At 71.7% G+C, this 13547-nt stretch carries 8 protein-coding genes; all 8 read left to right on the top strand.

The annotated features are described in order from the left end of the window. Window positions 1-824 precede the first annotated feature (824 nt). The 8 genes from VFZ20_RS26140 (at window position 825) to VFZ20_RS26105 (ending at window position 12908) form a co-directional block, all read left to right on the top strand. A complete protein-coding gene (locus VFZ20_RS26140; RefSeq protein WP_329686910.1) occupies window positions 825-1736 on the top strand; it encodes an ABC transporter ATP-binding protein in 912 nt (303 codons plus the stop codon). Beyond that, entirely contained in the window at window positions 1733-5314 is a 3582-nt protein-coding gene (locus VFZ20_RS26135) for an ABC transporter permease/M1 family aminopeptidase (protein ID WP_329686909.1), read from the top strand. Before VFZ20_RS26140 ends, VFZ20_RS26135 begins: the two co-directional genes overlap by 4 nt. Window positions 5315-5535: 221 nt before the next feature. Continuing rightward, a complete protein-coding gene (locus VFZ20_RS26130) occupies window positions 5536-5661 on the top strand; it encodes a hypothetical protein (protein ID WP_329686908.1) in 126 nt (41 codons plus the stop codon). A gap of 212 nt (window positions 5662-5873) precedes the next feature. Then, window positions 5874-8081: an ATP-binding protein gene (locus VFZ20_RS26125; protein WP_329686907.1), complete on the top strand. Its 2208-nt coding sequence runs from the start codon at window positions 5874-5876 to the stop codon at window positions 8079-8081. Window positions 8082-8173: 92 nt separating this feature from the next. Beyond that, window positions 8174-9631, top strand: a complete 1458-nt coding sequence (locus VFZ20_RS26120) for an ATP-binding protein (protein WP_329686906.1) — start codon at window positions 8174-8176, stop codon at window positions 9629-9631. Between the two features lie 200 nt (window positions 9632-9831). Further along, complete coding sequence (locus VFZ20_RS26115; protein ID WP_329686905.1) at window positions 9832-9999, top strand: hypothetical protein; 168 nt, start codon at window positions 9832-9834, stop codon at window positions 9997-9999. A 345-nt stretch (window positions 10000-10344) separates the two neighbouring features. Continuing rightward, window positions 10345-12027 (top strand): dipeptidyl-peptidase 3 family protein, encoded by a 1683-nt coding sequence (locus VFZ20_RS26110; protein WP_329686904.1) that lies wholly within the window; start codon window positions 10345-10347, stop codon window positions 12025-12027. A 188-nt stretch (window positions 12028-12215) separates the two neighbouring features. Beyond that, on the top strand, window positions 12216-12908 hold the full coding sequence (locus VFZ20_RS26105) for a class I SAM-dependent methyltransferase (RefSeq protein WP_329686903.1): 693 nt from the start codon (window positions 12216-12218) through the stop codon (window positions 12906-12908). Window positions 12909-13547: the final 639 nt, after the last annotated feature.

The following is a 13547-nucleotide window of genomic DNA, read 5'->3' as shown; positions in this document are numbered from 1 at the left end:
GGAGCGGCGCGGCTCTCCCGCCGTCCGGCGTTCGGCGATCCGCGTGCGGCAGGGACATCGGCCCGGGCGCCGGCCCTGGCGTTCCGCGCGGCGTTCTCGCCGAGCCAAGGCGAGGCGCGTCGCGGATTCGCGAATCGACCTTCCTCATCCCGCTTCCGCATCCGATTCACGATACGGGCGTGGCGTAGAGCCGTTTCTCCCCCGTGCTGTCATTCCGAGGTCGGCGGGCGCCGGCTGAGACTGTCCCGTCGCATAGTGCATCGGGCGCCGGCCGGCCGAAGGATCCGGTTGCCGGAGTGCACGGCCCCGCCCGCGCGCTGAGTTCGCGCGCGGGGTCCAGCACGGGCGAGGTCTGTGCGCGGCCGACCAGACTCTTTGGTCGGAAGGCGCCCAAGACTCCGCGCGACGGGATGGACCGTACCGGCGCCTTCCTCCGCTCCGAATGGACAGCATGGGCGGGAAACAGCTTCAAGCCCATCCGGGCTCCGCTGTCAGGTTGACGCTCCTCGGCTCCACTGAACAGCGGGCCTGACAACGTTCCTCCAGGGACTGCGCCGTCCGCTGTCACCGGCGATCTCCCGCCGGGTCGGGGTGCCGAGGGCCCACGACGGAGCCCGCCCCGCATCACCCGATCGCGTCCGTAAAGGCCCGCCTGCGCGGGAACGCGGGCGTCCACGGCGCGTTGAAACATCCGGCGCGCGGCATCCGTTGCTCCTTCCAGAGATGTCGACAAACCCGCGGCCAGTCCCCTCCCCGCCGGGCGATCCCGTCGCCGCGCCTCGATCGAAAAACGCACCGTCCCTCCGCTTTCCCGCAGACTCGCAATGGAACTGCAGATCCGCAACGTCTCCAAGACGTACCCCAACGGCGTGCACGCCCTGGACGACGTCACGCTCACCATTCCCCGCGGCATGTACGGGCTGCTGGGCCCCAACGGCGCGGGCAAGTCCACCCTCATGCGCACGCTGGCCACGCTGCAGGAGCCCGACACGGGCACCATCCACCTGGGCGAGATCGACGTCGTTCTCCAGCGCGACGCACTGCGGCGAACGCTGGGCTACCTGCCGCAGGAGTTCGGCGTGTACCCGCGGGTGAGCGCGGAAAGCCTGCTGGACCACTTTGCCGTGCTCAAGGGCCTCACGGAGCGCCGGTCGCGCCGCGCGGTGGTGGAGGCGTCGCTGCGGCAGACCAACCTGTGGAACGTGCGAAAGAAGAACCTGGGCGGGTTCTCGGGCGGCATGCGCCAGCGCTTCGGGATCGCCGTGGCGCTGCTGGGCGACCCGCGGCTCATCATCGTGGACGAGCCCACGGCGGGGCTGGACCCGGCGGAGCGCGTGCGCTTTCTGAACCTGCTGAGCGCCCTGGGCGAGAACAGCGTCGTCATCCTGTCCACGCACATCGTGGAGGACGTGTCGGAGCTGTGCAGCCGCATGGCCATCATCAACCGTGGCCGCATCCTGCTGGAAGACGAGCCGCAGCGCGCCGTGGACGGGCTGCGCGGACGCATCTGGCGTCGCGCCGTGGAGCGCGACGCCCTGTCCGCGCTGGAGCGGGAGCACGCCGTCATCAGCACCAAGCTGCTGGGCGGCCGCACGCTGGCCCACGCGTACGGCGAGACCCGGCCCGGCGCGGAGTGGGAGCCCGTGGAGCCGGACCTCAAGGACGTGTACTTCGCCACGATGGCGGGGCACGCCGGCCGGGCCGCGGCGGAGCCCGTGCCGGCGGGGGCGCCATGAGGGCGTTCCTGGAGATCTACCGCTACGAGCTGGTGCTGAACCTGCGCCGGCCGTCCACGTGGATCTACGCCGTGCTCCTGCTCGTCGTCAGCATCTTTTCCGCGGCGCTGTACGACGCGGGCTCGGGCACGCTGTACACGGCGCCCGTGACCCTGGCGGAGAACACGCTCGTCATCGCCTTCGTGGGCGTGCTGGTGAGCGCCGCGCTCTTTGGGGACGCCGCCAGCCGCGACCCCCGCTCGGGGATGAACCCGCTGTTCTACACCCTGTCGCTGGGCCGCGGGGCGTACCTGGGCGGGCGGTTCGCGGGCGCGTTCACCGTCAACGCGCTCGTCCTGCTGCTGGCCGTGCCCCTGGGGCTGGTGCTGGGCGGGGAGATGATGGTGGACCGCGCGTACCTGGGCCCGTTCCATCCCTGGCCGTACCTGCAGCCCCTGCTGCTGTTCGCCCTGCCCAACCTGCTGGTGAACGGCGCCGTTCTCTTTGGCCTGGCGCTGCTGAGCCGGCGCGCGCTCCCGGGGTACCTGGGCGCCCTGGCGCTGTTCCTGGGCTACACCGTGGCCATGGCCGCCGCGTCCGCCGTCGTGAGCTCGCCCGTGGCGTGGTTCCTGGACCCGTCGGGGATCGTGGCCGGGGGCGAGAGCATCGAGGCGTGGACCTTTGCCGAGCGCAACGCGCGGCTCATGCCCCTGGCCGGCCCCCTGCTGCTGAACCGCATCACCTGGCTGTCGCTGGCCGTGCTGATGCTGGCCGGCACGTGGAGCCGCTTTCGCTTTGCGCACCCGGCGGAGGGCGGACGGCGGGGACGGGAACCGGCGGGCGACGCCGCGCCGGAGGGGGCCGCCGTCCCCGTCCCCGCGGCGCCGCGCTTCTTTGGCGCGGGGGCGCGGCTGCGGCAGGTGGCGGCCATCGGCCGCGCGTCGTTCCGCGAGATCGCGTTGAGCCGCGACTTCGTGGCGGTGATGGCGGGCGCGGTGATCTTCGTGGTGCTCTTTGGCCGGGAGATCACGGCGGACGACCGCTTCGGCGTGCCGTCGTGGCCCCTGGCGCAGTTCGTCACGGGCTTTCTCGTGAGCCCGTTGGTGGGGCCGCTGGTTTCGCTGCTCACGGCCTTCTACGCCGGCGAGCTCCTGTGGCGCGAGCGCGACGCCCGCACGGCCGAGATCACCGACGCCGCGCCCCTGCCGGACTGGGTGCCCCTGACGGGCAAGCTCCTGGCACTCACCCTGTTGCTCGCCGCCGTCCAGGCCGTGCTGGCGGTGGCGGGGATGGGCATGCAGGTGGCCGGCGGCGTGTACCGGCTGGAGCCGTGGCTGTACGTGCGCCTGATGTTTGGCGCGGCGTTCGTGGACTACCTGCTGCTGGCCGTGGTGGCCGTTACGGTGCACGCCCTGGCGCACCACAAGTACGTGGGGCACGTGCTGGTGATGGCGTTCTACCTGGCCACGCGCTTCGCGGGCGCCCTGGGCATCGAGCACCGCATGCTCGTCTACGGCTCGGACCCCGGGATGCCGTACTCCGACATGGCGGGGTTTGGCCCGTTCGCGGGGCCCGTGCTGTGGTTCAAGCTGTACTGGGCGGGATGGGCGCTGCTGCTGGCCGTCGTGGCCAGCCTGGCGTGGGTGCGGGGGACGGAGACGGGCGCGCGCCGCCGCCTGCGCCTGGCCCGGCGCCGCTGGAACCGGGGCGCGGCCCTGGGCGCCGCGGCGGCGGTGGCGCTCATCCTGTCGCTGGGCGGATTCGTCTTCTACAACACCAACGTGCGCAACGCGTACCGCACGGCGCTGGACAAGGAGACGGAGCGGGCGGAGTACGAGCGGCGGTACAAGCGCTTCGAGTTCGTCCCCCAGCCGCGGCTCACGCGGGCGCGGCTGGAAGTCGAGCTCACGCCCGACGAGGGCCGGGCGCGCACGCGCGGCACCTACGTGCTGGTGAACGCGGATTCGGTGGCCATCGACTCCGTGCACGTGACGCTCGTCCCCGCCGTCCACGCGCGGTCCATCGGCTTTGACCGGCCGGCGCGGGCGGTGCTGCGCGACGCGGACCTGGGCTACTGGATCTACCGCCTGGACCGCCCGCTGGCCCCCGGCGACTCGCTGCGGATGCACTTCGCGACGGAGATCGCGCCCCGCGGCTTCACCAACGACCGCCCGCGGACGGAGGTGGTGGGCAACGGCACCTTTCTCACGCAGCGGCAGATGCCGTCCATCGGCTACCAGCGCGACGTGGAGGTGCCGGGCACGGCCGCCCGCCGCGCGCACGGACTGCCCGCCCGGCCCCCGCGCCCGTCCATCCACGACGCGCGGGCCGTGCGCGTGGCCCGCAGCGCGTCGGACGCGGGGTGGATCCAGCTGGAGACGATCGTCGGCACGGCGCCGGGGCAGACGGCCGTGGCGCCGGGCTCGCTGCGGCGCGCGTGGACGGAGGGCGGGCGCGCCTGGTTCCACTACCGCACGGACGCCCCCGTGCTGAACTTCTACGGCATCCTCTCCGCCCGGTACGCCGTGCGCGAGACCACGTGGAACGGCGTGCGCATCCAGGCCTTCTACCACCCCGGCCACGAGTACAACGTGGACCGGGTGATGCGCGCCGCCCGCGCGTCCCTGGAGCAGTTCACGGCCGCGTTCGGCCCGTATCCGCACCCCGTGCTGCGGCTGGTGGAGTTCCCGCGGTACCAGCGGTTCGCCCGGTCGTACCCGGCCATGGTGGTGTTCTCCGAGGGCACCAGCCTGCTGGCCCGCGTGCGGGGCGATGTGCTGGACACGCCGTACCTGGTGACGGCGCACGAGCTGGGGCACCAGTGGTGGGGCAACCAGATGATGGGCGCCGACGTGCAGGGCTCGCCCATGCTCTCCGAGACGCTGGCCCAGTACGGCGCCATCCTGGTCATGGAGCGCGAGCACGGCGACGAGGCCGTCCACCGGTTCCTGCGCACGCTGCACGTGGAGTACCTCAACCGGCGGGGCAACCACGGCAACCCCGAGGTGCCGCTGATGCTCACGGGCGACCACGACCACATCCACTACCGCAAGGGCGCCGTGGTGATGTACGCCCTGCGCGACTACCTGGGCGAGGCGCGGGTGAACGCGGCCCTCCGCCGCGTGGTCCAGGAGCACGCGTACCGGGGCCCGCCGTTCGCTACCACGCTGGACCTGCACCGGGAGCTGGCGGCCGTCACCCCCGACTCGCTGCGCTACGTGCTGACGGACCTGCTGGAGACCATCACCGTGTGGGACCTGCGCGCGGACGGCGCCCGCGCGGAGCCCGTGGGCGACGGCCGGTGGCGCGTGACGCTGGACGTAAGCGCGGCCAAGCTGCGCTCCGACAGCGTGGGCAACCACACGGAGGTGCCCATGGACCAGTGGGTGGACGTGGGCGTGTTCGCCGCGGGCCGGGGCGAGGCACCGGGCCGGCCGCTGTACCTGCGCAGGCACCGCATCCGCGCCGGCCGGCAGACGGTGACGGTGATCGTCTCCGGGCGCCCGGCGCGGGCGGGCATCGACCCGTACAACAAGCTGCTGGCGCGGTACAAGGAGCGAATGGACGAGCAGGTGACGGAGGTGGACGTGCGGCGATAGCCGTCCGCCGCCCGCCGGTCGGGGGATGCGCGGGGACAGACGCGGGGCGTGGAGAGAAAGCCATCTCTCCGCGCCCCGCGTTTTCGTGTGTCCCCCCTTCGCGTCCGGGAGATGCGGATCCGGCGGCGGCGCGCGGCGGACGGCCGGTGCAAGTCGTTCAGTGCCAGTGGGTTGAGATGCGCGTTGGACACGGTTGACCCGGGACGGACGAGCCGGTCTACGTGTTCACGGCCCAGTTGGGCGGCGCCACGATCGTGGCCCGCGTGGGCGCGTACAGCGGCACGGTGCTCGACATCCACCCGGTGGGCGCGGCTACCCACGGCCACGCGGAAGCCCACAGCCACTGAGGCGGATCCGAGGCAGGTTTTCCCCCGCGGCGGGCGGCAGCCGCCGCGGGGGATGCGCGGGCAGGGTGCCTCCGGGTGCCCTGCCCGTCCGCGTCGAGGTGTGCGTCGACCGGACGGCGCGGAGGGGCTCGGTCACCATCTGTTTCCCCGCCGTCGCGGGTGTTATCCTTCGTGCTTCGCCCGGCCCGCCGTACCCCGCCCCCGAGGCACGCATGTTCGATCCGCGGCCCGCTCCAGACACATCTTCTTCTGCCGTCGCCGTTCCCCTGGGGGCCGGGATCCCGGGCCTCGACGGCCGGGCGGACCGGGGCACGTCGCGGATGGCGGGGCAGATGGCGGCGCTGGAGATGGCCGTCAGCGGCGCCCCGCTGGGCGAGGTGCTGGACCAGCTGGTGCGCACGGCCCAGCAGTTTGCCGGCGACGGCGCGCGGGCCACGCTCTTTCGCGTGGACCCCCACGCGCCCGTCCTGCGCTTTACGGCCGGCGCCGGCATGTCCGAAGCGTACACGCGCGTGGTGGACGGCTTTCCCATCCACCCGTCCAGCCCCTCGTGCGGCCTGGTGGCGTTCATCGGCGAGGCCGTCATCGTCCGCGACGTCACGGCCGACGCGAACTGGGCGCCGCACCTGGACCTGGCGCGGGAGCACGGCATCGCCGCCTGCTGGTCGTTCCCCATCCGCTCCGTGGGCCGCGTGCTGGGCACCCTGGCCCTGTACCACCGCGCTCCCCGCGCGCCGGACGCGGCGGAGGCGGAGTCGCTGGGGATGCTGGCCCGCACGGCCGCGCTGGTGCTGGAGCGGCACCAGGACGCCGAGGAGCGCCGCCGCGCGCAGGAGGCCCTGCGCGCCAGCGAGGAGCGGCTGCGGCTGACCATAGAGGCGGCGGAGCTGGGCATCTGGGAGCACGACGTGCCCGGCGGCCGCCTTCACCTGGACGCCCGCGCCCGGGACTGCTACGCCGCGTCGGCGGAGGACGTGGGGATGGACGAGGTGGTGGCCCGCGTGCACCCGGACGACCGGGCGCGGCTGGGGGGCGAGATGGCGGCCGCCATGGACCCGGCCCGGCGCGCGTCCGTGGCCACGGAGTACCGCGTGGAGCACCCGGACGGCGAGACGCGGTGGCTGCGGGTGCAGGGGCGGGTGGAGTTCTCGGGCCCGGGGGCGGATGCGCGTCCGCTGCGCGGCGTGGGCGCCGTGCAGGACATCACCGCGCACAAGCGGGCCCAGGAAGAGCGCGAGCGGCTCATCGAGGCCGAGCGGCACGCCTGGGCCCAGGCCGCGCGGGCGGCCGAGGTCACCAGCCTGGTCACCACGCACTTGGCCGAGGGCGTGTGCATGACGGACGCCGAGGGGCGCCTCACGTACATGAACCCCGCCGCGGAGCGCATCCTGGGATGGACGCAGGAGGAGCTGCACGGGCGCATCCTGCACGACGCCGTGCACTACCAGCGCCCGGACGGCCGCCCGTTCCCCATGCACGAGTGCCGCCTGGGCCAGGTGCTCTCCGAGGCGCGGCCGGTGATGGACTTCGTGGACCACTGGATCCGCAAGGACGGCTCGCTGGTCCCCCTGGTGACCACCTGCGCGCCCCTGCTGGCGGAGGGGCGCGTGCTGGGCGCCGTGCTCTCCATGCACGACGACACGGCGCGCCGCACCGGCGAGGCGGAGCGCGAGCGGCTGCTGGAGGCCGAGCACGCCGCCCGCGCCGAGGCCGAGGCGGCCAACCGCGCCAAGACGGAGTTCCTGGCGGTGATGAGCCACGAGCTGCGCACGCCCCTCAACGCCATCGGGGGATACACGGAGCTGCTGGAGATGGGCATCCACGGCGTCGTGACGGACGCGCAGCGCACGGCGCTGGAGCGCATCCAGCTCAGCCAGCGGCACCTGCTGGGGCTCATCAACGAGGTGCTCAACTACGCCAAGCTGGAAACGGGCACCGTGCGCTACGACGTGGACAACGTGCGCGTGCAGGAGATGCTGTCGTCCGTGGCGGGGCTCGTGGAGCCGCAGGCGCGCGCGCGGCGGCTGGCGCTGGTCATCCGCCCCGCGCCGCCGGAGCTCGCCGTGCGCGCGGACGGCGAGAAGCTGCGGCAGATCCTGGTGAACCTGCTGGGCAACGCCATCAAGTTCACGGACGGGGGCGGACGGGTGGAGGTGACGTGCGCGCGCAACGGCGATCGCGTGCAGCTGGCCGTCCGCGACACGGGCATCGGCATCCCGGCGGACAAGCTGGAGACGATCTTCGAGCCGTTCGTGCAGGTGCGCTCGGACCTCACGCGCACGGCGGAGGGCACGGGGCTGGGGCTGGCCATCAGCCGCGACCTGGCGCGCGGGATGGACGGCGACCTGTCCGTGGAGAGCACGCCCGGCCAGGGCAGCACCTTTACCCTCACCCTCCCCGCCGCCGACGTCGCGGGCTGACCCCCCAGGGTTGCTGTTTCAAGGAATACAATTATGATTGTATACAATCGTAGTTGTATTCCTTTTCGTATCCAGGTAACCCGGTCGCGCGCATGCCTCACCCCGACGTACTGATCGACCGCGAGACCGAGCAGGCGCGTCTGCGGGAGCTGCTCGCGGCTGGCGAGCAGAAGCTCGTCCTGGTGTACGGGCGCCGGCGCGTGGGGAAAACCTACCTGCTGGGGCGGACCTGGGGAGACGACGCTTCCTCGTTCTACTTCACCGCCGCGGAGACCACGCCCACGCAGAACCGCGAGGCGCTGCTGTCCGCGCTGGCGGAGTGGTCCGGCGAGACCATTCACCCCGAGGACTATCCCACCTGGCGCAGCGTGTTTCGGCTGCTGCTGGAGTTTCGCTCACCGGAGCCGCTGGTCGTCACGCTCGACGAGTTCCAGTACCTGGGAGAAAATCCGCGCGAGCTGAACGCGGTGGCGTCGGAGCTCAACGCCGTCTGGGAGATGCGCCGTCCGCGGCGGCCGCTCGTGCTGGTGCTCGCGGGCTCCGCCGTGCGCACCCTGGAGGCGCTGAACGAGGGCGGCTCGCCGCTGTACGGACGATTCGCGTGGCAGTGCCAGCTGCGGCCCTTCAACTACTGGCACGCCGGCGAGCTCGCCGGCTACGCCGATCCCCGGGACCGTGCGTACGTCTACGGCATCTTCGGCGGGACACCGCGCTACCTCAGTCCCGTGGATCCCGGCCGCACCGTCGGCGAAAACGCCGTGTCGCTGATGCTGAACCCGACGGGCGAAGTACGCGAGCTGGTGCAAACGGCCCTGCTTCAGGAGCAGGGTCTGCGCGAAATCCCCAAGTACGTGGCGATCCTCCGCGCCGTGGGCGAGGGCCGCACGCAGCTGAACGAGATCGCGCAGGGCTCGGGTCTGGAGCTGGACACCGCGCTCCGCGACAAGCTGGAGCGGTTGATGGGCCTGGATTACGTGCGGGCGGGGCGCAATCTGGGTGCAAAGTCCCGGGAGCCGTTTCGCTACCGGGTCTCCGATCCCGCGTTCCGTTTCTACTACCGGTTCGTGGCGCCCCTGGAGAGCGCGCTCGCCACGCAGGACCCCGGTGCCGTGTGGGAGCAGCACATTGCTCCCAACCTGGATTCGTACATGGGGCTGATCTTCGAGGGAATCGTGGAGGAGGCGTATTACCGGCTCCAGGGGCGGCTGAGGCTCCCGCTGGTGGCGGAATGGGGACGCTGGGAGGGCCTGGACCGCGACCGCAAGCAGTTGGAGATGGACGTCGCGAGCATGCTGATGGACGGCCGGGTGCTCACGGGCTCCATCAAGTGGCACCGGGACCCGGTGGACGTTGCCGTTCACACGCAGCACCTCGCGATGCTGGACCGGCTGGCGCAGTCGGGCGTGAGCTGGGCGCACACCGCGCGGGAGCCGCGCTCGCCGTTGCTATACGTTTCTTCGGCGGGGTTTACGGACCGGTTCGTGGAAGCGGCGCGGGAGAGCCGTGAGGAAGTGTACCTCTGGTCACTCAAGGACGTCTTCCAACCTTGATGGACTACAAATACGATTGAATACAATCATGTTTGTATACAATCGTGATTGTAATATTAAGCGGGCGCGGAGAACCGTCACGGTTCCGCGCCCGCTGCGCTTTCGTTAACGAACGGACGCGGCACGTGGGCCGATTCTCGCATCAGGGGGTGGCCGTGACGGGTGAGAGGGATACGAACCTGAAATCGACGGAGGCGGGCGTGGCGGATTCGACCCTGACGGACGCGGAGCGCGCGAAGCTGGAGCAGCGGCGCGACCGGCTCATGAAGCTGCTGAACCCGGAGAACGGCGAGCCGCTGGACGCCGAGGACCGGGCGGACCTGACGCAGGAGTGGAACAAGATCGACCAGATGCTGCAGCGCCGCTGAACCGGGCGCCGGTCTGCCGGGGAGGTTGGGAGCGCTCGATTTCTGCCACGCGACGGCCGGTCGCGGACCAGACGGAACCAGCAGGGGGACGGCGTCCCTTGGTAGAGGGGCTGCTTTCGGCGAGGGGACGGCATCCGCGTTTTTTCCGAAGAGGTGGGAGGATGGCCGCGAGGCGTGGTACCGGCCCGGGCGCATCATCCACCTGATCGCGATCGGGAAAAGGAAGCCCGGGCCGGAAGGTTGCCTCCGCACCGGGCGGACGAATCGTCTTGCCGAGGGGGAACGCGGGGACTATCCTGCCGCGCAATCCGGAGTGGAAGCTCAACCTTCGCAGGCACTTTTCGCATGAACCTCAGATCTCCGCTCGCGGCGGCGGCGCTGGGCGCCCTGGCGGCGTGCGCGCCGGCCGCCGTGCAGTCGCCGGCCCCGTCCGCGCCGTCGGGCTCCACGGCCGCGGCGTCGCAGGATTCCATCGACATCAAGCTGGCGCGCTACACGCCCGTGCGGCTCACGACGGACCTGCCGCTGAGCGCCGCGGACCGCCGCATCATCCCCCTGCTGATCGACGCGGCGCGCGAGATGGACGCGCTGTTCCGCCAGCAGACGTACGGCAACGTGGACTCGCTGCTGGCGAGCATCCAGGACCCGCGTGTGCGGCGCTATGCCGAGATCAACTACGGCCCGTGGGACCGCCTGGCGGACAACGCGCCCTTCGTCCCCGGCGTGGGCCCCAAGCGCGACGGCTCCAACCTGTACCCGGCGGACGTCACGAAGGAGGAGTTCGACGCGCAGGTGGCGGCCGGCGGCGCCCGCGCGGACTCGCTGCGCGGCCTGTACACGCTCGTGCGCCGCGGCCCCGGGGGGCGGCTGACGGCCGTGCCGTACCACGTGGCGTTCGCGCCCAACCTGCAGCGCGCCGCGGCCAAGCTGCGCGAGGCGGCCGCGCTGGCGCAGGATCCGGGGCTGCGGCGCTACCTGGAGCTGCGGGCGGACGCGCTGCTCTCGGACGACTACCAGCCCAGCGACCTGGCCTGGCTGGACATGAAGAGCAACACGCTGGACATCGTCATCGGCCCCATCGAGACGTACGAGGACCAGCTGTACGGCTACAAGGCGGCGTACGAGGCGTACGTGCTGATCAAGGACCCGGAGTGGAGCCGCCGCCTGTCGCGCTACGCCGCGCTGCTGCCCGCGCTGCAGCGGGGGCTGCCCGTGCCGGAGGAGTACAAGCGCGAGACGCCGGGCACGGACAGCGAGCTCAACGCGTACGACGTGGTGTACTACGCGGGCGAGGCCAACGCGGGCTCCAAGACCATCGCCATCAACCTGCCCAACGACGAGGAGGTGCAGCTGCAGAAGGGCACGCGGCGCCTGCAGCTGCGCAACGCCATGCGGGCCAAGTTCGACCGCATTCTCGTCCCCATCTCGGACATGCTCATCGCGCCGGACCAGCGCCGGCACGTGACGTTCGATGCGTTCTTCGGCAACACCATGTTCCACGAGGTGGCGCACGGGCTGGGGATCAAGAACACCATCAACGGCCGCGGCACCGTGCGCGAGGCCCTGCGCGAGCAGGCCAGCGCGCTGGAAGAGGGCAAGGCCGACGTGCTGGGGCTGCGGATGCAGGTGCAGCTGCAGGAGATGGGCGAGCTGGAGGGCGACGCCATGGACAGCTACGTGACGTTCCTGGCCAGCATCTTTCGCTCGGTGCGGTTCGGCGCCAGCAGCGCGCACGGGCTGGCCAACATCGCGCGCTTCAACTACTTCAAGGAGCGGGGCGCGTTCACGCGTGACGCGGCCACGGGCACGTACCGCGTGGACCCCGTCCGCTTCCGCGCGGCCATGGACGCGCTCTCCGAGCAGATCCTGCGCTACCAGGGCGACGGCGACTACGCGGGCGTGCAGGCGTTCATGGAGCGCTACGGCCGCGTGGATGCCCAGCTGCAGGCGGACCTGGACCGCTTGGCCGGCGCCGGCATTCCCGTGGACGTGATCTTCGAGCAGGGCACGAGCGTCCTGGGGATGTAGGTCTCGCGAGCCACTTCAACTGCGTTCTCACGCAGAGGGAGCAGAGGCAGCAGCGTACCCCGGTTCCACGCGGAGCCGGGGTACGCTGCCGTTGAACCTGCGCCGCGCCGGGTGCGGCGTTTGCGAGCAGCCCGCCCGCGGCCGCGCGGGGGGCGAGCCGCGCGTCCGGGGGCGAGATCCGGGAGCCGATGAGCGGGCAGACGACGACGCGGGACGAGGTGCTGCGCACCACGCTGGGGGATTTTCCCCTGCACGAGTACCGGCTGGGGCTGGGCGGGCGCACGTGGAGCATCCTGCACACGGACAGCGTGCTCAGCAGCGGGCAGGAGCAGGAGTTCCTGCGCGAGCGCCGGGAGCGCCTGCCGTACGGCGTGGTGCTGTGGCCGGCGGCCATCGCCCTGGCGCACGAGGTGGCCGCCCGCGCCGAGGCGCTGCGGGGCGCGCGGGTGCTGGAGCTGGGGGCGGGGACGGGGCTGCCGGGGATCGTGGCCGCATCGCTGGGCGCGCGCGTGGTGCAGACGGACCGGCAGGAGCTGGCCATGTCCGTCTGCCGGCGCAACGGCGAGCGCAACGGCGCGCCACCCATCGAGTACCGGCTGGTGGACTGGACGGCTTGGGACGACGGGGTGCGCTACGACGTCATCATGGGCAGCGACATCCTGTACGGCGAGGGGATGCACGGGGACCTGCGCCGCATCTTCGAGGGCAACCTGGCGCCCGGCGGCCGCATCCTGCTCTCGGACCCGTTCCGGGCCACGAGCTTCACGCTGCTGGAGGCGCTGGAGGCGGAGGGCTGGCGCATCGGCCTCACCAAGTGGACAGTGGGCGAGGCGGAGACCCCGCGTCCCATCGGCGTCTTCGAGCTGCAGCCGCCGGGGTAGTCCGGCGGATCGGCTTCATCCGCCTGCGTTTCCGCTGAATCGGACCGCCGCCGCGCCCGGCTCGGCCGGAGTTGCCGCGAACGCCTTCCGCAGGGCCTGACGCGCTCGGGGCGTCTGCAAGCGTGCAAGCAGGCCGTCGAACTCGGCGTGCAATTCGTCCGACAACGGTCCGTTCTTGCGCCTGGTCCCTCGGCCCGCCCGCGTCATCCTGAGGAGCCGCCGCGCGAACCCGATTCGCCGCGTGATCCGTGGCGGCGACCGAAGGATCTTGTGTGCGAAGCTCGGGGCCGACTCCACGCACGGAAGCCGGCTCCGAGAATCGCACGCAAGATCCTTCGGTCGCGCCCATGGTCCTGTGCGCGTTTGAGTTGCGCGCGGGCGCTCCCTCAGGATGACGCCCGCGAGGTGAGTCGGAGCTCGTTGCCACGCTGCCTCCTGGATCCCGGGTGGCGGATCATCATCTGACCTCCCCTTCATCAAACCCGCCTTCAAGTGTACATTGTGCGCGCGCCGGGGGAAGGGCCCGCGGCGCGCGTCCCTCGCCTGACCTCGTGTGATCGCCGTACACGCCTGCTGGAGCCCGTTCGGGCTGCACCTATGGGGAGAGTCGTCCGACCGGCTCGCGTCGCTCACGCCGGC

It is taken from the genome of Longimicrobium sp. (genome assembly GCF_036280135.1).
GTDB lineage: Bacteria > Gemmatimonadota > Gemmatimonadetes > Longimicrobiales > Longimicrobiaceae > Longimicrobium.
Note: the sequence above shows the minus strand (reverse complement) of the source record. Positions and strands in the feature narration are given on the sequence as shown.